This window comes from Saccharopolyspora karakumensis, assembly GCF_004349225.1.
Lineage (GTDB): Bacteria > Actinomycetota > Actinomycetes > Mycobacteriales > Pseudonocardiaceae > Saccharopolyspora > Saccharopolyspora endophytica.
On the sequence record NZ_SMLA01000032.1, the window covers coordinates 50,544 to 72,131 of the forward strand.

Consider the following 21,588-nt stretch of genomic DNA (forward strand, 5'->3'; position numbering starts at 1 on the left):
CGCCACAAGCGGAAAGGGAGTGCCCGTGGAAGCGCTCAACGACGCGATCGTCGCGCTGAACGACACGTTCTGGCTTTACATCATCATCCCCGTGCTCGCGGTGCTGAGCCTGTACTTCACGGTTCGTTCGAAAGCCGTGCAGATCCGGATGATCCCGGAGATGGTCCGCGCGATGGGCGGCAAGGCCGAGATCGCCGAGGACGGCGGGAAGGCGATCTCGTCGTTCCAGGCGTTCGCGATCTCCGCCGCCGCCCGCATCGGAACCGGCAACATCGCCGGCGTGGCCACCGCGATCGCGCTGGGCGGCCCGGGTGCGGTGTTCTGGATGTGGGCGATGGGTCTGGTCGTGGGCGCGGCCAGCTTCGTGGAATCCACCCTGGCGCAGCTCTACAAGGTGCGGGACAAGTCCGGTTTCCGCGGCGGCCCGGCCTACTACATGCTGCACGGCCTGCGGGCGCGCTGGATGGGCGTGCTCTTCGCCGTGGTCATCACGGTGACGTTCGGCTTCGTGTTCACCGCCGTGCAGGCCAACACGATCGTCGACGCCGTCGTCACCTCGGCCGAGGCCACCGGCATGAGCTCGAACGGCTGGATCCAGCCGGTCCTGGGCCTGGCGCTGGTCGCGCTGACCGCGCTGATCATCTTCGGTGGCGTGCGCCGGATCGCGCAGACCGCCGAGCTCCTGGTGCCGTTCATGGCCGGTCTCTACATGCTGCTCGGCCTGATCATCGTGGTGCTCAACATCGACGCGCTGCCGGGCGTCATCGCGCAGATCTTCTCGCACGCCTTCGGCTTCGAGGCTGTCGCGGGCGGCGGCATCGGTGCGGCGATCGTGCAGGGCGTGCGGCGCGGCATGTTCTCCAACGAGGCCGGTCTGGGCTCGGCGCCGAACGCAGGCGCCACCGCCTCGGTGAGCCACCCGGTCAAGCAGGGCCTCGTGCAGACCCTCGGCGTCTACGTCGACACCCTGCTGGTGTGCTCGACCACGGCGTTCATCGTGCTGCTGTCCAACCCGACCTTCGGTGACGAGGACCGCGGCGCCTCGATGACCCAGACCGCGCTGCAGACCAACCTCGGCGACTGGTCGCTGCACCTGATGACGCTGATCATCCTGCTGGTCGCGTTCACCTCGGTGCTGGGCAACTACTACTACGGCGAGTCCAACGTGGGCTTCCTGACCCGCAGCCAGGCGATGCAGACCGGCTACAAGTGGGGCGTGCTGGTCGTGGTGTTCCTGGGCGCGATCGGATCCTCGGACCTGATCTGGAACCTCGCCGACACGACGATGGGCGTCATGGCGCTGGTCAACCTCGCCGCCATCGCTCCGCTGAGCGCGGTCGCGCTGAAGCTCCTGCGCGACTACAACGATCAGCGCAAGCAGGGCCTCGACCCGGTCTTCACCCGGGACCGCCTGCCGGAGCTGACCGGCGTCGAGTGCTGGGAGCCCCGGGAGCCGGTCAAGGCCGAAGCCTAGGGGAGGGGCAGCGGGTGGGGTTCGGATCGGTCCGGACCCCACCCGCGTCGTTTCAGCGGGGTCGCCCCTCGACACCGGGGCGCAGCTGCCAGGGGTAGGGCCCGTCGAGCGGCCGGTACTCGACGCCGAAGGCGTCCAGGCGCGGCATGTGGTGGTGTGCCAAGCGGTGGTGGAACTCCGCCGGATCCCGCTCGCTGCTCCAGGCGACCTCGGCGAACGCGCACAGCCGGGGGAACGCGGCGTAGTCGATGCGGGCGGGGGAGTCGAGCTGCTCGGTCCACACCTGCGCCTGCAGACCGAGAACGCCTTCGGTCGGCGGCTCGTAGGCGTAGACGTTCTCCAGGGTGTTGAGGAACCCGACCGGGATCGGCTCGTCGGGCTCGTCGGACTGCCGGTGGTCCAGGTAGAAGTGCGTTTCCGGGCACAGCACGACGTCGTTGCCCGCTTCGGCGGCGCGGGCGACCGCCTGCGCGTCCTGCCAGCTCAGCACGATCGTCTCCGTCGGCAGCGCGACCAGGTGCATGGCGTCGTCCCACGCCGAGGTGCGGCGGCCGTGGTTGCGCACGTGCTCCATCAACCGCCGCAGCAGCGCGCCGTGCGCCGGCGTGGCCCCCGGGACCTCGTCGCCGCCGAGGCAGATCACCGGCGACGGGAAGAGGGACATCACGTGGTCCAGCACGTCGCGGAAGAAGTCCACGGTCGCCCGCCGAGGTGCCAGGATCCGGTCGCTGACGCCCCACGAGTCCCACACGTCCACGGGCCCACCGGTTCCCAGGTCGGGGTAGGCGGCGATGGCGGCCTGGCTGTGCCCGGGGACGTCGATCTCGGGCACCACCGTGATGTGGTGCTCGGCGGCGTAGGAAACGATCTCCAGCAGGTCTTCGCTGGTGTAGTAGCCGCCGTGCGGCTGCCGGTCGAACTCCGGGACCTCGCCGCGGCCGATCATGGAACGCTCGCGCCACGAACCGATGCGGGTCAGCTCCGGGTACTGCGGGACCTCGATGCGCCAGCCCTGGTCGTCGGTGAGGTGCAGGTGCAGGACGTTGAGCTTGTGCATCGCCAGCAGGTCGACGAAGCGCAGGACCTCCCGCTTGGCCACGAAGTGCCGGGCGACGTCGAGGTGGCAGCCGCGCCAGCCGAACCGGGGGTGGTCCTCGATCACCCCGCACGGCCACGAGATCGGCTCGTCGTGGACGGGTGCGCGGCGGAACGCGTCCGGCGGGAGCAGCTGCCGCAGCGTCTGCGCCGCGTGGTGCGCGGCGGCGGTGTGCTGGGCGGTCACCAGCGCCTGATCGGGGCTGATCTCCAGGCGGTGGCCGCTGATGTGGGGGTCGATGCGGAACTCGATGGTGGGCTTGGCGGCCAGCGGCAGCGGAAGTCCCGTCGCGGCACCGACGTGCCTGCGGAACCACCGCGCCACGCTCGGTTCACCGCCGACGCTGGTGCGGATGTCCAGCGGCAGCTGGCCGGTGGCGTACTCGACACGCCGCGGACGCGGCAGCAACGAGTGGAAGCTCATCCCTTCACCGCGCCGGAGAGCCCCGACACCAGATTCCGCTGGACGAGCACGAAGAAGATCAGAACCGGAATGGTCATCAGCGTGGAGCCTGCCATGATCGCGCCCCAGTCGTTGCCCTGCGGGCTGAAGAATACCAGGATCGCCATCGGCAGCGTCTGGTTCTCCGTCGCCGAGATGATGAAGGTCTTGGCGAACAGGAAGTCGTTCCACGCGTGGATGAACGACAACACGCTGGTGGCAACGAGTCCCGGAGCCACCAGCGGGAACAGCACCTGCCAGACGAACCGCGTGCGGCTCGCGCCGTCGAGCGTGGCGGCCTCCTCCAGCTCGACGGGAACGGCGGCGACGAACCCGCGCAGCATCCAGATCGCCAGGGGCAGGCTGAACGCCAGGTGCACCAGCACCAGCGATCCCAGGTGGTTGAGCCCGAAAGCCGGTGCCGCCGAACCGACTTGGCGCATCAGGAAGAACAGCGGGATGGTCAGGGCCTCCACCGGGACCATCTGCGCCACCAGCAGCATGAGCAGCAGCACGGCACGGCCCTTGATCCGGAACCGGGTCAGCGCCACGGCGGCCAGGAACGACATGAGCAGCGACAGCAGCACCACCGCGCCCGCCACGAGCAGGCTGTTGAGGAAGTAGCCGCCCAGCCCGTCGACGGTGAGGACCCGGCGGAACCCGTCCAGGGTCGGCGCGGTGGTCCAGGGGCGCGGATCGGCGGACTGGAGCTCGGCTTCCGGCTTGAACGCCGAAAGCACCATCCAGTACAGCGGAAACGCCACCAGCACCGCGATCACGACCGCGGCGGTGTTGGCGACGGTGCGGGAACGTCTCATGCCAGAACCCCGTTCCCGCGCTGCGCCCGCAGGTACAGCAGAGTGATCACCAGCAGCAGCGCCGCCATCACCACGCCGATCGCCGAGCCCAGTCCGTAGTTCGAGGCCGCGAACGCCTCCTGGTAGGCGTAGACGTTGAGCACCATGTTCTGCCCGGCGACGCCGCCGCCGTTGGTCATCACGTAGATCTGCGTGAACACCTTGAAGTCCCAGATGATCGACTGGATGGTGGCGATGACCAGCACCGGTCGCAGCATCGGCAGCAGCACGCTGCGCGTGGTCCGCCACGTCGAAGCCCCGTCCAGCGCGGCCGCCTCCACCACCTCGCCCGGAATCCCGATGAGGCCCGCGTACGTGGTGACCAGCACGAACGGGAAGGAGCACCAGATCACCTCGGCGGCCACCAGGCCGAAGGCGAGGTACTTGTCGTAGGTCCACGACATGTCTTCGGCGCCGCTGATGCCGATGCCGGTCAGCGCTTCGTTGATCAGCCCGAAGTCCTGGTCGAACAGGAACAGCCACACCGTCGACCCGGCCACCGCGGGCGTGGCCCAGGCGCCGATGGCCGCCAGGAACAGCAGGATCCGGGGCAGCGGCGAGACCTTCGTGGCCAGCACCGCCAGACCGATGCCGACCACGAGGCTGCCGAGCACGCAGATCGCGGCGAAAACGCAGGTCTGCAGCAGGATCGTCCAGAACTGCCCGTCGCCGAGCAGCGCGAGGTAGTTGCCCGCGCCCAGGAACTCCAGCGGCGCACCGCCGGAGGCCTGCGCCTGCCCGTACTCGTACAGCGAGATCTGCACCAGCTGGTACAGCGGGTAGCCCATCATGCCGACGAGCAGCAGCGCCGCCGGTGCCAGGTAGAGCAGCGCCATCATCGGCCTTCGAAGGCGGCGTTCATCTGCGCCGCCGCCTGCGCCGATGCCTCGGCGACGGGGGTTCCGCGCACGATCTGCTGCACCATCGTGGGAAGCACGCCCTGCGCGTCGATCTTCGACCACGCCTCCGTGGCGGGCACGAAGTGCGTTCCGCCGCGCAGCGTCATCACGAACGGAGCCGCGGGCGGGTCGTGCTCGGCCACCTCGCCCTGGACGTCGATGAACGTCGGCAGGTTGCCCATCGCGCCGTACATCTTGCGCTGGTACTCCTTGCCCGCGAGCAGCTGGACGAACTCGCGCGCCAGGCTCGCCCGCTGCGAGGACTTGAGCACCGACAGCAGGTTCCCGCCCGCGAAGGCCGGGGCGGTGGAGCCGATCGCCTCGCCCGGCAGCGGCACGACGCCGTACTTGCCTCCCACGCCCGCGTCGACGGCCTTGCGGTTGAAGTCGCCGCCGATGGCCATCGCGGCCTTGCCGGAGGCGAACGCCTGCACGCTCTGGCTGCCGGTCATGTCGGAGCACTGCTCGGGAGGGCACGCGCCGCTGGTGATCATCTCGGCGTAGGTCTCGATGCCGCGCTGCGCTTCGGGGCTGTCGATGGTGGACACCCAGCGCTGCCCCTCCTGGCGAGCCAGGTCGCCGCCCGCCGCCCAGATGAACGGCATCAGCGCGTAGTGGTACTTGCCGCCGGTGGCGATGCCGTAGAGGTCGGGACGTTCGGAGCGGATGCGCTGCGCGGTGGCCAGCAGCTCGGCGGTGGTGCGCGGTGGCTGCAGGCCGAGCTCGTCGAACACGTCGGTGCGGTAGTACAGCGCGCGCACCCCCGTGTACCAGGGCACGCCGAAGACCTTGCCCTCGACTCGCGCGGTGTCCAGCGCGGACGGGGACAGGTCAGCGGATTCGGGCCACTGCGGCAGCTTCTCGGTCACGTCGGCCAGCCCGCCGGCGGCGACGTAGCCCGCCAGGTCGGTGTTGCCGACCTCGGCGACGTCGGGTGCGCTCGCGGGATCGTTGAACGCTCCGGTGAAGCGCTCGGACCTCGTCTCCACCGCGATGTACTGCACGTCGACCTCGACGCCGGGGTGCTCGCGCTCGAACCGAGCCACCGCTTCGTCCACGGTGGCCTGCTTGGGCGCGCGGTTGGCCTCGTCGAACAGCCAGACCCGCAGCGTTCCGGTGCGTTCGTCGGCCGCGGGGCCGGTCTGATGCACCTGCGGTGGTCCGCAGGCCGTGAGCAGCGCAGCGACGGCGGCGACGATGACGGCTTTTCCTGCGCGCATGGCTGGTCTCCGATGTGCTGAACGATGCCAGTGGAAATCAGGAACCGGATTTCAGCGGAATTCGGGTCCCTGATCTCCGCTGAAATCGGTGCAGTTCTCTCGTGGGCCGGGGTGGCGGGGAGGCCGGGTCCTCACCGCCGTCGGGCCGAGGCCGCGGCGGTCGGCGTGGAACCGCCGGATTCGAGGGGAAGAGCGGACTGTCTGATGTGGACGGATCAGCCGTGGAAGGTGATGACCGCGACCGAGGGGCACGCGTAGCGATCCGGGGTGGGGGTCAGCGCGCCGGTCTCGGTGTTGCGAGCCAGGCGGGTGATCGTGCCCGCGCGCTGGTTGGCCACGAACAGCGAGGTCTCCTCGGGGTCGAGCGCGAAGTGCCGGGGCCAGTTGCCGCCGGTGGGCGTGACGGCCTTGAACACCAGCGACCCGTTCTCCACGCCGAAGGTGGCGATGGTGTCGTCGCCGCGGTTGGAGGCGTAGACGAACTGGCCGTCCCGGGAGATCGCGATCTCGGCGGGGAAGTTCTCGCCGGCCGCCTCGGGCGCGCGGCTGCTGATGACCTGCCCAGCCGTGAGCGCGCCGGCCTCGGGGTCCCAGGCGAGCACGGTGATCGTGGAGTTCAGCTCCGCCAGCAGGTAGGCGGTGGTGCCCTTGAACACCAGGTGCCGCGGGCCGGTGCCGGCGGGCAGCGTGAGCTGCTGGTGCTGGGTGAGCTTCCCGGCGTCGAAGGCGTGGACGAACACCGAGTCGGCGCCGAGGTCGACGGTCACGACCCACTTCCCGCTGGGGTCGACGACGACCTGGTGCGCGTGCGGCTCGGCCCCGGGGTGCTGCACCAGGGCGGTGCTCTCGCCGATGCTGCCGTCGAGGTTGCGCCGGTGCACCGCCACCGTGCCGTCCCCGTAGTGGGCGGTGAACAGGAACTCCCCGCTCGGGTGCACCGACAGGTGGGTCGGCGAGCTCCCGCCGCTGGGCGCGGTGCTGATCACCTCGGGCTCGTGGGTGCTGACGTCGATCGCGGTGATCGAGCCCTGCTCCTGCTCGTTGGTCACGTACAGGAACTTGTGGTCGGGGGCCCAGGCGAAGAACGAGGCGTCGGCGATCCCGTCGAGGGTTCCGGAGGGGGTGAGCACCCCGTTCATGTCGCGCATCGCGATGTCCACGCCTCGGCCGGCGGGCTGCGAGCTGGTGTAGCTGCCGATGAAGGTCATCAGGCCCTCGTGCGCCTGGTGCACCTGGTGCGGCGCCGCCGCGCCCTGCCTGCCGGCGGCTGTGGCGCAGCCGACGGTCGCTCCGGCGATGCCCAGAGCTCCGACCGCGCTCACGAACCCACGACGCGAAAACGAGCTGTCACCCACGACGTTCTCCCAGCTAGACGACACGGCAGAAGCGAAGTCTGTCGCAGCGCCCTCAGGTGGACCAGACCAAAATGGCCTAACCGGGCCGCCGCCATAGGCGCTAAGCCCCGAAACGGTTCACCATCCGTGGCGATTTCGCGAAATCGCCTCCCGAGCACCGGAAACGTTGTGCTCTCACGCGACCAGCAGCGAGATCCCGGCCGCCATGCCGAAGGCCACCAGCGACAGCAGGGTCTCCAGGACGGTCCAGCTCTTGAGCATGTCGCTCACGGGAATCCCGAAGTACCGCGAGATGATCCAGAACCCGCCGTCGTTGACGTGCGAGGCGATGATCGACCCGGCGGCGATCGCCACCGCGATCAGCGCGAGCTGGGCCTGCGACAGCCCGGCCGAACCGACGAGCGGGGCCACGATCCCACCGGTGGTCACGATCGCCACGGTCGCCGAGCCCTGCGCGATCCGCAGCCCGCTGCTGATCACGTAGGCCGACACGATCATCGGCAACCCCACGCCCTGCAACGACCCGGCCAGGGCGTCCCCGACGCCCGTCTCGGCGAGCACCTTGCCGAAGAAACCGCCAGCGCCGACGACCAGCAGCAGCATGCCCAGCGGGCGCAGCGCACCGCTGGTCAGCTCGGACAGATCCCGGCCGGTCATGCCGCGCCGGGTCCCCAGCAACCAGAACGACAGCAGCACGGCGATCGTCAGCGCCACGGTCGGGTTCCCCAGGAACGTCAGCACCGACAGCGCGCCGCTGCCCTCGGGCAACGTGATGCTGCCGAAGGTGGCGCCGAGGATCAGCACCATCGGCAAGCCGATGATCAGCGCGACCACGCCGAGCGGCGGATCGGGCCGGCCCTCGCGCTTGGCCGCGAGCTCGTCGGCGGCGGCGAGCATGTCGGCGGGCACCGGGAGCGTGATCCGCTTGCCGATCCACACCGGGTAGAGCAGGCCGGCCACCACGAACGCCGGAAGCCCGCAGGCCAGTCCCATCAGGATGATCCACCCCAGGTCCACGCCCAGGAGTCCCGCGGCCACGACCGGACCGGGGTGCGGCGGCAGGAACGCGTGGGTCATCGACAGCCCGGCCACCAGCGGCAGGCAGTACAGCAGGATCGAGCGCTTGCCCTGCCGCGCCACCACGTAGACCAGCGGTGCGAGCACGAAGATGCCGATGTCGAAGAACACCGGGACCCCGAAGATCAACCCGGACAAGCCCATCGCCAGCGGAGCCCGGTTCTCCCCGAACGCCCCGAGGAGCTTGCGGGTCAGCAGCTGCGCGCCACCCGAGGCCTCCAGCATGGACCCGAGGATGGTGCCGAGCCCGATGATGGCGGTGATGTGGCCGAGGATGCTGGCGAAACCGCCTTCGATCAGGGAATCGCTGCTCTTCTGCGCGGTGCCGACGATGTCCTCCACGGGCAGCCCGGCGGCCAGCGCGATGAGCAGCCCGGTCACCAGCAGCGCGATGAACGGCTCGATCCGGAAGCGGATGATCATCACCAGCAGCACCGCGATCCCCACCGCGCACAACGTGAGCAGTCCGGACGTCTCGTGCTGCAACCAGTTCAGGAACACCGTGCCTCCGAGTGCTTTCAGCGATCGCTCTGCTCAGCGATGCGGGTGGCGGAACCTGACCGCCTCCGCGGACTCCGTGCGCCGCTCCGGATGCGTGCCCACGGCCTCGCCGCGAAGTCGTTGAAGAACCCGCAGCGGTGCCGGTTGAGTCCCACACCTGGAGCAGCTGCTCCGCCGCATCCCCTCACGGCTCCTGGCGGTTCTTGCGCAGCGCCCGTCCGGGCAGTGCGTCGGTGCGGTTGCCGTCGTCGATCACCGGAACGCCGTTGACCAGCACGTGCGGGATGCCGACGGCCTGCTGCCGGGGCTCGTCGAAGGTCGCCGTGTCGCGGACGGTGCCGGGATCGAACAGCACCAGGTCGGCGACGTGGCCTTCCCGGACGCGTCCCCGGTCGGTGAGCCCGAGCCGGTCGGCGGGACGCGAGGTCATGTTCCGCACGCACTCCTCCAGCCCCAGCACGCCGAGTTCGCGCACGTAGTGCCCGAGGTAGCGCGGGAAGGTTCCCCACGCGCGCGGGTGCGGGCGCGCGCCGACCAGCAGCCCGTCGCTGCCCGCGGTGTGGGTGCGGTGGCGCATGATGGCTCGCACGTTGTCCTCGTGGCCGACGTGCATCAGGCAGGACGCGCCCAACCGCTCGGCGATGAGCACGTCGAAGTAGAACTCGGTCGGCTGCGCCCCGGCGGCCGACGCCGACTCGGCGACGCTGCGGCCCACGAGGTGAGCGTTGTCCGGTTCGCGGACGCCGTTGATCTCGATGGTCTCCCACTCGACCGGAACGCCGTGGCAGCCGTCGGAGCCCTCCACCTCCAGGGCTCGGCGAATCCGCTGCCGCTGCGCGGGATCCCGCAAACGCTCCAGGGTCGCGGTGACGCCGCCCGCCATCGCCCAGCTCGGCAGCAGCGCGTGCAGCGAGGTGCTGCCCGGCAGGTACGGGTAGGTGTCGAGGGTGATGTCGCAGCCCTCGTCGAGCGCCGCGTCGAGCATCGCCAGCAGTTCGCCGGCCCTCCCGGCGTTGACGCCGAAGTTCATCGTCGCGTGCGACAGGTGCAACGGGCACCCGGAGGTCCGGCTGACCTCGATCATCTCCTCGTAGGCCGCGAGCGCACCGGCGCCGTAGCTGCGGTGGTGCGGGCTGTAGTAGCCGCCGCGGGAGGCCACGACCTCGCACAACGCGGCCAGTTCCGCCGTGTCGGCGTACATCCCGGGCGTGTAGGTCAGCCCGGACGACATGCCGAAGGCACCTTCGGCGAGGGATTCGGCGAGGACTTCGCGCATCCGGTTCAGCTCGTCCTCGGTGACCGGCCGGTCGTCGTAGCCCGCGCACAGCAGCCGCAGCGTGCCCTGCGGGACGAGGTAGGCGGCGTTGGCGGCGATGCCGGTGTCGAGCCGGTCGAGGTACTCGGCGACGCTGCGCCAGTTCCAGTCGAAACCGGGCGGATCGTCGTTCCAGCCGGCCAGCTGCGCGCGCAGGGTCTCCAGCGTGTCGTCGTCGACCGGGGCGTAGGACAGCCCGTCCTGGCCGATGACCTCCAGCGTCACGCCTTGGGAGACCTTCGCGGTGTGGTCCGGTTCGGCCAGCAGCTGCAGGTCCGAATGCGCGTGCATGTCGACGAACCCGGGTGCCAGCACGAGACCGTCGGCGTCGATGCGCCGGCGTCCGCTCAGCGTTCCCGCGTCGGCGATCTCGGCGATGCGTCCGTCGCCGACTCCGACGTCGGCGACGAAACCCGGACCGCCGTCGCCGTCGACGACTCGCGCGCCGCGATAGACGATGTCCATGGTGGAGTCGTTCCTCCGGTCACACGCCGGGGCAATTGGTCTGCACCGGGTGGTCGAATGGTAAGTACCATTGCCGGTGAAAGCAATGAAGATCGGCTCCGGCCGAAATTCCGCTTCACGACGCCGAAATCCGTGGAAGGACACCGACATGAGCAGGACCGTGGTGAGCACCGACGCCGCACCGAAGCCGCCGGCGAACATCCCGCTGTCGCAGGGCGTGCGCAAGGGCAACATCCTGCAGGTCTCCGGTCAGACCGCGGTCGACCCGGCGACCGGCAAGGTCGTCGAGGGCGGTGTCGCCGAGCAGACCGAGCAGTGCCTGCGCAACGTCATCGCGATCATCGAGGCCGAGGGCGGATCGATGCAGGACGTGCTGATGCTGCGCGTCTACCTCACCGACACCTCGCAGTTCGCGGAGATGAACGAGGTCTACGCCCGCGTCGTCGGCGAGCCCTTCCCGGCTCGCACGACCGTCTACGTCGGCCTCCCGGCCGGCCTGCTGTGCGAGATCGACGCCCTCGCAGTCCTGGACTGACCTGGAGCGGGTGGCGGTTCCCACCGGGACCGCCACCCGCTGCGCGGATCAGAAGTAGGTGCGCACGAGGTCGGTGACGCGCTCACCGTCGACCACCGGGATCAGCGTCCACTTGTCGAAGACCGTGCACGGGTGGGACAGGCCGAAGCCGATCCAGTCGCCGACGCGCACCTTTGCCCCGGTGAGCCTGAGGAACGCGTGCTGATCCGCCAGCCCGGACACGTGGCAGGAACCGTCGGCGAGCTCGCGGATCTCGCCGTCCGAGCCCCGGATCACCTGCGGTTCCGGCAGTCCCTGGTCGAACGAGACGTCGCGGCGCCCCATCGTCAGCAGCGCCAGGTCGGCCTCCGGCTGCGAGACCACCTGCGCCCAGATCCGCATCGCAGGCCGGAACGGTGACTCGGCACCGGCCAGCCGGTGCCGGCGGCCGAACGGCGAGCGCACCCGGTAGAAGCCGTCGTCGTGCAGCAGGTATCCGCCGCTGCGCAGCACCGGCACCACCGGCAGCCCCTCCGGCCACGGCCGGGCCAGCGCTTCGGCGACCTGGTCGAAGTAGGCGCTGCCGCCCGCGCTGACGATGACCTCCTCCAGCCCGTCGAAGTAACCGGCCTCGGCGAATTCCTCCACCAGCGAGCGGAATTCGTTCAGGTAGTCGTCGATGGCCGACAGCGAGGACTCCTCGATGTCGTGCGCCACCTCGCCCTCGTAACCCGCGACGCCGACCAGGCGCAGCCGGTGCTCGGCGGCCACCGCCGCGGCGACCGCTCGCGCCTGCGACACCGTGCGCGCGCCGGTCCGCCCGCCGGGGACGCCGAACTCCACCAGCACGTCCACCGGCCGCGTGCCGCCGTGCGCGGCCAGCGCCGCGGCCATCTGCTCGACCCCGCGCAGCGAATCCGCGTAGCAGCAGAACGACAAGTCCGGGTCGGCGTCGAGCTCGGCGGACAGCCAGGCCAGGCCCTGCGGGTCGACGAGCTCGTTGGCGAGCAGGATCCGCTGGACGCCGAACGCCCGGTACACGCGCAGCTGACCGATGTTGGCCGCGGTGATGCCCCACGCGCCGTGCTCCAGCTGCCGTTCGAAGAGCCGCGGCGCCATCGTGGTCTTGCCGTGCGGCGCGATCCGCAGGCCGTGCTCGTCGCACCAGGCCGCCATGGTGCGCAGGTTGTGCTCCATCGCGGCGTCGTCGAGGGTCAGCAGCGGGCCGGTGAAACCGGCTTCCCACAGCGTCGGCCGCTCGGCCAGGAACTCCCCGGCTGTCTTGCCCGACGCGTTCGGCGGCATCCCCTTGAAGCGCCAGTCGATGGTCTCGTCGCGCAACGCGCGGATCGCTTCGGTGTTGATCCCTGCTGCGGGCACTGCCGGCCTCCTATTGCGCATGTTGCAACGAATGTTGCGCGAAGAACGATTCCGGTGTGTAGCATTGCCCGCTTCGTCGAGTCAACGATGATCGGAGACGCCGGTGAGTCAGAGCCTGGAACGCGGACTGGCCGCGCTCACCGCGCTGGCCGAGGGGCCGCAGACGCTCGACGGTCTCGCCCAGCGGCTCGGCGTGCACAAGACGACCGCGATGCGCCTGCTGCGCACGCTGGAGAGCGGACGCTTCGTCCGCCGCGAGGACCTCCACCGCTACCGGCTGGGCAGCGCCGTGTTCGCGCTCGCCCACCAGGCGCTGGACGACCTGGACGCGCGCGACGTCGCCCGGCCGTTCCTCGACGCGCTGGGGGAGCGCACCGGGCACACGGTCCACCTGGCCACCCTCGACGAGGACCAGGTCGTCTACGTCGACAAGGTCGACAGCGTCCACCCGGTCCGGATGTACTCCCGCATCGGCCGACGCGCCCCGCTGCACTGCACGGCGGTGGGCAAGGTCCTGGTCGCCGACCTCTCGCAGCAGCGCCGCGAGCGGCTGGCGCAGCGGATCGCCTACCCGAAGCTCACCGCGAACACCATCGACTCGGCCGAGCGCTACCTGGCGGAGCTGGAGCGCGTGCGCGCGCAGGGGTACTCGGTCGACCGCAGCGAGCACGAGGAGTTCACCCACTGCATCGCGGCGCCGGTGCGCAATCACCGGGGGGACGCCGTGGCGGCGATGTCGATCTCGGTGCCGAAGGTCCTGCTCTCCTGGGAGGACCTGCTCGGCTGGCTCCCGGATCTCCGCCGCACGGCGGCGGAGATCTCCCGGGAGCTGGGCAACCGTCAGTAGACGGGGCCGGTGTACTTCTCGCCCGGTCCCTGGCCCGGGGCGTCCGGGTGGCTGGAGTACTCGCGGAAGGCGCGCTGCAAGGACTGGAGCCCCTCGCGCAGCGGACCCGCGTGCGGTCCGAGGTACTCGACCGAGGCGGTGATCAGGCCGGCCAGTCCGGTGATCAGCCTGCGGGCCTCGTCCAGATCGCGCACCGGGGTGGCGACGGGCTCCTCGTCGGCGAGCCCGAGCTTCTCCGCGGCGGCGGACATGAGCATCACCGCAGCGCGGCTGATGACCTCGACGCTGGGAACATCCGAGAGCTCGCGTACGTTGAGCTCCATATCCGCGTCGTGTGCCGGTTCACCGGCACCGGTCGTGTCGTTCGGGGGAGTGGTTGGCTGCGGTTCGCTCACGCCTGCTACCCTGACACGCACGACCAGCCCCCGCTGCGGCGGGGGCGGCAAAGTGGAGCCCCGCTCCCACCCGAGCAGCCGCCGAGGCCGCCGGGTTCCGGTCCTGTCGATGTCCCGTGTGGCGTCGGTGGTGCGAACGGTATCGGCTGATACCGGTTCGATCGGTTTGGAGTCAGGGTCCCGCGGTATCCGCACGAGCGGAAGCCGGCGGGATCTTTGCATTCCGGGGTGAGCTCTACACGCCGTGGTGTGCAGTACACACAGCCATCGAACCGAGGAGGCCCCATCAGCTCCGAGACGCGCATCAATGACCGCATCCGGGTTCCGGAAGTCCGACTCGTCGGGCCCAACGGTGAGCAGGTCGGGATCGTCCGCATCGAGGACGCCCTGCGCCTGGCCCAGGAAGCGGATCTGGACCTTGTCGAGGTCGCCCCGCAGGCGCGCCCGCCGGTCTGCAAGCTCATGGACTACGGCAAGTTCAAGTACGAGAGCGCGCAGAAGGCTCGCGAATCGCGTCGCAACCAGCAGCAGACCGTCATCAAGGAGCAGAAGCTCCGGCCGAAGATCGACCCGCACGACTACGAGACGAAGAAGGGCCACGTGTCCCGCTTCCTCGGTCAGGGTCACAAGGTCAAGGTGACGATCATGTTCCGCGGTCGCGAGCAGTCGCGGCCCGAGTTGGGCTTCCGCCTGTTGCAGCGACTGGCCGATGATGTTTCCGAGCTCGGGTTCATCGAAGCGACCCCGAAGCAGGACGGTCGGAACATGATCATGGTTCTGGCGCCGCACAAGACCAACAAGACCAAGCCCAAGGCCAACGCGTAGTTCTACGCCGCCGCCAGGGCTCGTGATGTGAGGCCGGGTCGGGACGCTGGCCGCGCCCCCTCCCGGCTCCAGTACGAAACGAGGACGGAAGATGCCGAAGAACAAGACCCACAAGGGCACCTCGAAGCGCTTCAAGGTGACCGGTTCGGGCAAGCTGCGGCGCGAGCAGGCCGGTCGCCGGCACATCCTGGAGAAGAAGTCCAGCCGTGTCACCCGTCGCCTCGAAGGCACCGAAGCCGTCGCCAAGGCCGACGTCAAGCGCATCAACAAGCTGCTGGGTCGCTGACGCCGACTTCCCCGTTGCGCCCGTGAGGGAGCAGCAGTCCGGCATCACGCCATCCAGCCACCCGCATTGGGCGGTCAATCCGCCGCCCCTGATGAGATAACAGGACGGACCCCGTGGCACGCGTCAAGCGGGCGGTCAACGCCCAGAAGAAGCGCCGCACAGTTCTCGAGTCGGCCCGTGGTTACCGCGGTCAGCGCTCCCGGCTGTACCGCAAGGCCAAGGAGCAGATGCTCCACTCGATGACCTACTCCTACCGGGACCGCCGCGCCCGCAAGGGCGAGTTCCGGAAGCTGTGGATCACCCGCATCAACGCCGCGACCCGGCAGCACGGCCTGAGCTACAACAAGTTCGTGCAGGGCCTGAAGGCCGCTGAGGTCGAGGTCGACCGCAAGATCCTGGCGGAGCTCGCCGTCAACGAGCCGCAGGCCTTCGAGGCGCTGGTCGACGTGGCGCGGAAGAACCTGCCGGAGAGTGCGGCCTGATCGCCGAAAGCACTTCCGATTCGCGACCCGGGACTCCGCTCACCGAGCGATCGTCCCGGGTCGCGGTCGCTCGTAAGCTCACCCGCCGCGCAGGCCGGGAGAAAGCCGGAGCGTTCCTCGCCGAAGGCGCGCAGGCCGTCGGGGAGGCGCTGACCGCGCACGCCGACGACCGGCTGCGGGTGCGGGAGCTGTTCGTCACCGAGCAGCCGCGACACGCCGAGCTCGCCGAGCGGGCGGTGCTGGCGGGCGTACCGGTGCGCGAGGTGACCGACAAGGCCGCCGCGTCGCTGTCCGAGACGATCACCCCGCAGGGCGTCGTGGCGGTCTGCGACCTGCCGCGCACCGATCCGGTCGCCGCCCTGGCGCAGCGGCCGAAGCTGGTCGCGGTGCTGGTCGGCATCGCCGACCCGGGCAACGCGGGAACCGTGGTGCGCGTGTCCGACGCGGCCGGGGCCGGCGCGGTGCTGTTCGCCGGGGACACGGTCGACGCCTACAACGGCAAGGCGGTGCGCGCCTCGACGGGCAGCCTGTTCCACCTGCCGGTCGCTCGCGATCGCGACGTCAGCGCGGTGCTGGCGGCATGCCGGGACGCCGGGCTGCGGCTGGTCGGCGCCGACGGTTACGCCGCCGGTGACCTCGACACCGCCGACCGCGCGGGGGAGCTCGCCGAGCCGACCGCGTGGGTCTTCGGCAGCGAGGCCCACGGCCTGTCCGACGAGGTCAAGGCCCAGTTGGACACGACGCTGCGGGTGCCGCTCTACGGCCAGGCCGAGAGCCTGAACCTGGCCACGGCCGCCGCCGTCTGCCTCTACTCCTCGGCGCGTGCGCAGCACCGCTGAGCTCGGGCGGGACGGATCACCGCGAAACGCCGTGGACGCCGTCGCATAGAATCGCCCATGTCAGCTTGCGGCTTCGCACCGAAGAGTCGTATGCAACCTCAGCAGGTTCGCGAGCCCAGCCACCTGGCAGAACAGGGACCTGGGCGATGATGCCTGTGGGATCAACGGGAGTCACGCACTAACGATGTCTGGAGCCAACGACTCGTACGACCCGAAAGAGGTCGCCGCGCTGTCGCCGGAGACGCTGGACGCCGCGGTCGAGGAGGCCAAGAAGGCCTTCGTCGCCGCCGCCGATCTCGACGAGCTGGCGTCGGTCAAGCCCGCTCACCTCGGTGACCGCTCGCCGCTGCTGACCGCGCGCCGCGAGATCGGAGCGCTGCCGCCCAAGGCGCGTTCCGAGGCGGGCAAGCGCGTCAACCAGGCCCGCGAGGCCATCCAGGGCGCCTTCGACGAGCGCCGCGCCGCGCTGCAGGCCGAGCGCGACCAGCGCGTGCTCCGCGAGGAGTCCGTCGACGTGACGCTGCCCTGGGACCGCGTGGGCACCGGCGCCCGGCACCCGATCACGCAGCTCGCCGAGCAGATCGAGGACACCTTCGTGGCCATGGGCTGGGAGGTCGCCGAAGGCCCCGAGCTGGAGGCCGAGTGGTTCAACTTCGACGCGTTGAACTTCGGCAAGGACCACCCGGCGCGGACCATGCAGGACACCTTCTACGTCGCGCCTGAGGACTCCGGCCTGGTGCTGCGCACGCACACCTCGCCGTCGCAGGTCCGGGCGCTGCTCAACCGCGAGCTGCCGGTGTACGTGGTCTGCCCCGGGCGCACGTTCCGCACCGACGAGCTCGACGCCACCCACACCCCGGTGTTCCACCAGGTCGAGGGCCTGGCTGTGGACAAGGGCCTGACCATGGCGCACCTCAAGGGCACCTTGGACGCCTTCGCGCGCTCCATGTTCGGCCCGGAGTCCACGACCCGGTTGCGGCCGTCGTACTTCCCCTTCACCGAGCCGTCGGCCGAGATGGACATCTGGTTCCCGGAGAAGAAGGGCGGCGCCGGATGGGTCGAGTGGGGTGGCTGCGGCATGGTCAACCCCAACGTGCTGCGCGCCAGCGGTGTCGACCCCGAGGTCTACACCGGCTTCGCCTTCGGCATGGGGATCGAGCGAACCCTGATGTTCCGCAACGGCATCCCGGACATGCGCGACATGGTCGAGGGCGATGTCCGCTTCACCGAGCCGTTCGGCATCTAGCCACCCATCACGACCGTCCCCGACATCACTTACCTGAACGAGAGAAGGGCCTGACCAAGTGCGGATTCCGGTTTCCTGGCTGGCCGAGCACCTTGAGCTGCCCGAGGAGACGACCGCGGAGACGCTGGCAGAGGCGTTCATCCGGATCGGGTTGGAGGTCGAGGAGGTCGAGCACCTGACGCAGGTGCGCGGCCCGCTCGTGGCCGGCCGAGTCGCCGAGATCGAAGAACTCACCGAGTTCAAGAAGCCGATCCGGTACTGCAAGGTCGAGATCGGCGCCTCCGAAGACGGCGAGCAGAAGCTGCAAGACATCATCTGCGGTGCCCGCAACTTCTCCGAGGGCGACCTGGTCGTCGTCGCGCTGCCCGGCACGGTGCTGCCCGGCGACTTCGAGATCAGCTCCCGCAAGACCTACGGCAAGCTCAGCGAGGGCATGATCTGCTCCGCCAAGGAGCTGGGCCTCGGCGAGGACCACGACGGCATCCTGGTGCTGCCGCCCGGTTCGGCCGACCCCGGTGACGACGCGGTGCAGCTGGTCGGCCTCGACGACTCGATCATCGAGCTGGCCATCACGCCCGACCGCGGCTACTGCTTCTCGGTGCGCGGGCTGGCCCGAGAGCTGTCCAACGCGCTGGACGTCCCGTTCGGCGACCCGGGCACCCGCCCGGTCCCGGAGGACGACAAGCCCTCGCGCGGCGTGGAGCTGCGCGACGCGCAGGCGTGCTCGCGGTTCGTCCTGCGCCGGGTCACCGGCGTGGACCCGACGGCGCCGAGCCCGTGGTGGATGCGCCGCCGCCTGGCGCTGGCGGGCATCCGCTCGATCTCGCTGTCGGTGGACGTCACCAACTACGTGATGCTGGAGCTGGGTCAGCCGCTGCACGCCTTCGACACCTCGAAGGTGACCGGTGACCTGGTGGTCCGCCACGCCGAGAGCGGCGAGAAGCTGACCACTCTGGACGGTCAGGTCCGCGAGCTCGACACCGACGACATCGTGATCGCCGACGACTCGGGCGTGGTGTCGCTGGCCGGTGTCATGGGTGGGGAGAGCACCGAGATCGGTGACGGCACGCACGACGTGCTGATCGAGGCGGCGAACTGGGACCCGGCGAACATCGCCCGCACCATCCGCCGCCACAAGCTGCCGAGCGAGGCGGGCAAGCGCTTCGAGCGCACGGTGGACCCGGCGGTGGCGCCGGTGGCCGCCGAGCTCGCCGCGCAGCTGCTGGTCCGCTACGGCGACGGCACGATCGCACCCGGTCGCACCGACGTGGGCGAGCCGAAGGCCCCGGCTGCGGTGACGATGCCGCTGGCGCTGCCGGACAAGGTCGCCGGCGTCGCCTACGAGCGCGGCGTGACCGCGCGCCGGCTGACCCAGATCGGCTGCAAGATCGACCTGAGCACCTCCGACGAGGGCGTCGGGCTGATCACCGCGACCCCGCCGTCCTGGCGACCGGACCTGACGCAGCCGTTCGACCTGGTCGAGGAGGTGCTGCGGCTGGAGGGCTACCACACGATCCCGTCGGTGCTGCCCTCCGCGCCGCCCGGTCGCGGCCTGTCGGCGGCGCAGCGGCGCAAGCGCGCGGTGTCGCGTGCCCTGGCCGGTGCCGGCTACGTCGAGGTGCTGCCCTTCCCGTTCACCGGCGACGAGATGCTCGACGCCTTCGGCCTCGCCGAGGACGACGAGCGCCGCCGCACGGTGAACGTGCTCAACGCGCTGGAGAGCGACAAGTCGCAGCTGACCACGACGCTGCTGACGGGTCTGCTGGACACCTTGCAGCGCAACGTCTCCCGAGGTCACCGCGACATCGCGCTGTTCCACATCGGACAGATCAGCCAGCCGTCGGCGAACCAGCCGGCGGTGCCGGAGGTCGGTGTCGACGGCCGTCCCACCGACGAGCAGCTCGCCGGACTGCTGGCGGCGCTGCCCGCGCAGCCCACGCGGGTCGCGACGGTGCTGGCCGGTCAGCGCGAGCAGGCCGGCTGGTGGGGCAAGGGCCGTGCCGCCGACTGGGCGGACGCGATCCAGGCGGCTCGCGTGGTGGCGTCGGCCGCCGGCGTCGAGCTGACGGTCCGCAACGCCGAGCACGCCCCGTGGCACCCGGGCCGCTGCGCCGAGCTGCTGGTCGGCGAGACGGTCGTGGGCCACGCGGGTGAGCTGCACCCGAAGGTCGTCGAGACCCTGGGCGTGCCCAAGCGCACCAGCGCGATGGAGCTCGACCTCGACGCGCTGCCGCTGGTCGAGCGTCGCGCGGCCCCGGACATCTCGGCCTACCCGCCGGTGCTGATGGACGTGGCGCTGGTCGTCGACTCGTCGACCGCGGCCTCCGACGTGGTCGAGGCGGTCCGCGCCGGCGGCGGCGAGCTGCTGGAGGACGTCCGCCTCTTCGACGTCTACGCGGGCGAGCAGCTCGACGAGGGCAAGAAGTCGCTGGCCCTGGCCCTGCGCTTCCGAGCCCCCGACCGCACCCTCAAGCAGGAGGAGGCCACCGAGGCCAGGGACGCAGCGGTCAAGTCCGCAGCAGACCGCCTCGGAGCCACCCTCCGAGCCTGAAGCACCCGAACGACGGCCCCGCCCGGAAACCCCGAGCGGGGCCGTCGTTTTGCGCGCTCAGTTGCTGCGGGGGAGGTGCCGGGTGGTGAAGGCTTCGGCGGTGAGGCCCATGATGACCAGGTGCAGCATCCCGTCGGAGAGGGAGTCCGGTTCGCTGGTGCGGCCCTCTTCTCGGAAGCCGAGCTTGCTGTGCAGCGCGAGCGAGGCGACGTTCTCCTGGTAGATGCCGACCTGGCACTTGCGGAACTTTCGCCGGCCGAACATGACCGCCAGCAGGGTGATGATCGCGTCGTCGGCGTAGCCGTGGCGACGGTGCATCGGGCCGATGCCGATGCCGTAGCTGAACACGCCCGGTTCGTCGGCCTGGCTGGTGCACATCGAGCCGACGAGCACCTGGTCCCGGCGGGTTTCGATGGCGAGCTGGAAGTCGTCCGGCGAGTCCGGGTGGTTCGCGCGGTGCGCGGCCCAGTGCCGGTAGCCGTCGGTCTGCACGTACGGAGCGCGAGTGGGGTCCTGGTCGAAACCGGCCAGGATGCGTCTGTCCGCAGCCGCGACGCGACGTAACAGCACCTGCCGCCCGACCCAGGACGACGTCGTGATCGGCGCCGGGCCGTGGCGGGCCCCCAGGTTCGGGTGCGGCGGGATCATCGTCATCGAACTCGATGATGCCCTCCCGGACCGACCGAATCCACAGGGGGGTCCACGTCGTGTGACCTTGTGCAAGCGCTGTGAAACTTCGATGACCCGGGAGTTACCCGGCGTCAACGCGCGAGCCGGAAACGTCGCCGTTCAGGGTGATTCCGCGGTGTCGGCGAGTGCGGATGATCGCGATCGGTCAGCGGTCGATGGTGCGCAGGGCTTCGCGTCGGGAGAGCGGGGACAGCTCGTGGTGCTCGACGAACTCGCGGACCCAGCCGGGGTCGGTCTTGGCGTGCTCCCGCAGCGCCCAGCCGATCGCCTTGCGGAGGAAGAAGTCCCGATCGTCGAGGTTCGCCTCGATGCTCCGCCGCAGCAGCTCGACGTCGGTGCGGTCCTTGGCGCGCAGCTGGGCGATGATCGACGTGCGGCGGCGCCAGCGGTCCTCGTCGGTGGACCAGCGCAGCAGCAGCGGGCGCACGACGTCCGGGTGGCTCAGCAGCAGCGGCCCGATCCGGCGGCTCGCCGCCTCGTCGACGAAGTCCCACCACGCTCCGCTGACCACGAACTCCTCGTAGAGCCCGAGCATGCCGGGATCCTGAAAACCCCGCTGCGCCCGGTGTCCCGTCACCGACAACGCGACGTACCGCTCCTCCCGGCAGCTGGCCTTCCGCCAGAGCTCTCGCGCGGTATCGACGAGGTCCTCCTGCTTCGCGAACCGGAACCGCCCGCACAGCGCATCGACGATCCGCACGCGCGCGGGCTTGCGCACCCCGAAGAACGGCATCTCCGACTTCATGTACCGCTGCATCGCGGGTGCGTCCGCCGCCACGGCCTGCTCGTCGAGCAGCCGCAACGCCGCCTCCCGGAACCCCGCGACCTCACCC

Annotated in this window: 20 protein-coding genes; 9 read left to right on the top strand and 11 right to left on the bottom strand. The window is 70.2% G+C overall.

Features of this window, described 5'->3' with window-relative positions:
* The first annotated feature begins 25 nt into the window (after positions 1 to 25).
* The gene (locus E1202_RS20000; RefSeq protein ID WP_132684679.1) at positions 26 to 1,474 is read left to right on the top strand and encodes an alanine/glycine:cation symporter family protein; all 1,449 of its coding nucleotides are present in this window, start codon (positions 26 to 28) and stop codon (positions 1,472 to 1,474) included.
* 52 nt (positions 1,475 to 1,526) lie between these two features.
* Here E1202_RS20000 and E1202_RS20005 read toward each other — a convergent pair whose 3' ends face one another.
* The 7 genes from E1202_RS20005 to E1202_RS20035 all read right to left on the bottom strand — a co-directional run bounded on the left by E1202_RS20005 (position 1,527) and on the right by E1202_RS20035 (position 10,700).
* Complete coding sequence (locus E1202_RS20005) at positions 1,527 to 2,993, bottom strand: beta-N-acetylhexosaminidase (protein ID WP_132684680.1); 1,467 nt, start codon at positions 2,991 to 2,993, stop codon at positions 1,527 to 1,529.
* Positions 2,990 to 3,829: a carbohydrate ABC transporter permease gene (locus E1202_RS20010; RefSeq protein ID WP_132684681.1), complete on the bottom strand. Its 840-nt coding sequence runs from the start codon at positions 3,827 to 3,829 to the stop codon at positions 2,990 to 2,992. Before E1202_RS20010 ends, E1202_RS20005 begins: the two co-directional genes overlap by 4 nt.
* Positions 3,826 to 4,707: a carbohydrate ABC transporter permease gene (locus E1202_RS20015; protein ID WP_132684682.1), complete on the bottom strand. Its 882-nt coding sequence runs from the start codon at positions 4,705 to 4,707 to the stop codon at positions 3,826 to 3,828. The genes E1202_RS20010 and E1202_RS20015 overlap by 4 nt, the downstream gene beginning before the upstream one ends.
* Positions 4,704 to 5,987 carry an extracellular solute-binding protein gene (locus tag E1202_RS20020; protein WP_132684683.1) on the bottom strand — a complete coding sequence of 428 codons (1,284 nt, stop codon included), beginning with the start codon at positions 5,985 to 5,987 and terminating at the stop codon, positions 4,704 to 4,706. Before E1202_RS20020 ends, E1202_RS20015 begins: the two co-directional genes overlap by 4 nt.
* Positions 5,988 to 6,202: 215 nt before the next feature.
* The gene (locus tag E1202_RS20025) at positions 6,203 to 7,309 is read right to left on the bottom strand and encodes a lactonase family protein (RefSeq protein WP_132684684.1); all 1,107 of its coding nucleotides are present in this window, start codon (positions 7,307 to 7,309) and stop codon (positions 6,203 to 6,205) included.
* 207 nt (positions 7,310 to 7,516) lie between these two features.
* Positions 7,517 to 8,920, bottom strand: a complete 1,404-nt coding sequence (locus E1202_RS20030; RefSeq protein ID WP_132684685.1) for a GntP family permease — start codon at positions 8,918 to 8,920, stop codon at positions 7,517 to 7,519.
* A 184-nt stretch (positions 8,921 to 9,104) separates the two neighbouring features.
* The gene (locus E1202_RS20035; protein ID WP_132684686.1) at positions 9,105 to 10,700 is read right to left on the bottom strand and encodes an N-acyl-D-amino-acid deacylase family protein; all 1,596 of its coding nucleotides are present in this window, start codon (positions 10,698 to 10,700) and stop codon (positions 9,105 to 9,107) included.
* Positions 10,701 to 10,848: 148 nt separating this feature from the next.
* Here E1202_RS20035 and E1202_RS20040 point away from each other — a divergent pair, with 148 nt between their 5' ends.
* Entirely contained in the window at positions 10,849 to 11,235 is a 387-nt protein-coding gene (locus E1202_RS20040; protein WP_132684687.1) for a RidA family protein, read from the top strand.
* A 48-nt stretch (positions 11,236 to 11,283) separates the two neighbouring features.
* On the opposite strand, the gene E1202_RS20045 is transcribed toward E1202_RS20040, so the two are convergent.
* Complete coding sequence (locus E1202_RS20045; protein ID WP_408006901.1) at positions 11,284 to 12,519, bottom strand: amino acid deaminase; 1,236 nt, start codon at positions 12,517 to 12,519, stop codon at positions 11,284 to 11,286.
* A gap of 178 nt (positions 12,520 to 12,697) precedes the next feature.
* Between E1202_RS20045 and E1202_RS20050 the strand changes: the two genes are divergently transcribed.
* Complete coding sequence (locus E1202_RS20050) at positions 12,698 to 13,441, top strand: IclR family transcriptional regulator (RefSeq protein ID WP_132684689.1); 744 nt, start codon at positions 12,698 to 12,700, stop codon at positions 13,439 to 13,441.
* Here the strand turns inward: E1202_RS20050 and E1202_RS20055 are convergent.
* On the bottom strand, positions 13,435 to 13,764 hold the full coding sequence (locus E1202_RS20055; protein ID WP_132684690.1) for a DUF1844 domain-containing protein: 330 nt from the start codon (positions 13,762 to 13,764) through the stop codon (positions 13,435 to 13,437). The genes E1202_RS20050 and E1202_RS20055 overlap by 7 nt on opposite strands.
* 321 nt (positions 13,765 to 14,085) lie before the next feature.
* On the opposite strand from E1202_RS20055, the gene infC reads away from it, so the two are divergent.
* The 6 genes from infC to pheT all read left to right on the top strand — a co-directional run bounded on the left by infC (position 14,086) and on the right by pheT (position 20,065).
* The gene (gene infC / locus E1202_RS20060) at positions 14,086 to 14,661 is read left to right on the top strand and encodes a translation initiation factor IF-3 (RefSeq protein WP_132625053.1); all 576 of its coding nucleotides are present in this window, start codon (positions 14,086 to 14,088) and stop codon (positions 14,659 to 14,661) included.
* 91 nt (positions 14,662 to 14,752) lie between these two features.
* Positions 14,753 to 14,947 carry a 50S ribosomal protein L35 gene (rpmI, locus tag E1202_RS20065; RefSeq protein WP_093415814.1) on the top strand — a complete coding sequence of 65 codons (195 nt, stop codon included), beginning with the start codon at positions 14,753 to 14,755 and terminating at the stop codon, positions 14,945 to 14,947.
* Positions 14,948 to 15,060: 113 nt separating this feature from the next.
* Positions 15,061 to 15,429, top strand: coding sequence for a 50S ribosomal protein L20 (gene rplT, locus E1202_RS20070; RefSeq protein WP_132684691.1), 369 nt, complete (start codon positions 15,061 to 15,063; stop codon positions 15,427 to 15,429).
* Complete coding sequence (locus E1202_RS20075) at positions 15,429 to 16,268, top strand: TrmH family RNA methyltransferase (RefSeq protein WP_132684692.1); 840 nt, start codon at positions 15,429 to 15,431, stop codon at positions 16,266 to 16,268. Before rplT ends, E1202_RS20075 begins: the two co-directional genes overlap by 1 nt.
* A gap of 184 nt (positions 16,269 to 16,452) precedes the next feature.
* Positions 16,453 to 17,514: a phenylalanine--tRNA ligase subunit alpha gene (gene pheS, locus E1202_RS20080; RefSeq protein WP_132684693.1), complete on the top strand. Its 1,062-nt coding sequence runs from the start codon at positions 16,453 to 16,455 to the stop codon at positions 17,512 to 17,514.
* 58 nt (positions 17,515 to 17,572) lie between these two features.
* Positions 17,573 to 20,065, top strand: coding sequence for a phenylalanine--tRNA ligase subunit beta (gene pheT, locus E1202_RS20085; protein WP_132684694.1), 2,493 nt, complete (start codon positions 17,573 to 17,575; stop codon positions 20,063 to 20,065).
* A 57-nt stretch (positions 20,066 to 20,122) separates the two neighbouring features.
* On the opposite strand, the gene E1202_RS20090 is transcribed toward pheT, so the two are convergent.
* Together E1202_RS20090 and E1202_RS20095 are read right to left on the bottom strand one after the other, a co-directional pair.
* The gene (locus E1202_RS20090) at positions 20,123 to 20,719 is read right to left on the bottom strand and encodes a GNAT family N-acetyltransferase (RefSeq protein WP_235878691.1); all 597 of its coding nucleotides are present in this window, start codon (positions 20,717 to 20,719) and stop codon (positions 20,123 to 20,125) included.
* A gap of 181 nt (positions 20,720 to 20,900) precedes the next feature.
* A complete protein-coding gene (locus tag E1202_RS20095; protein ID WP_132684697.1) occupies positions 20,901 to 21,557 on the bottom strand; it encodes a DNA alkylation repair protein in 657 nt (218 codons plus the stop codon).
* Between the last annotated feature and the right edge of the window lie 31 nt (positions 21,558 to 21,588).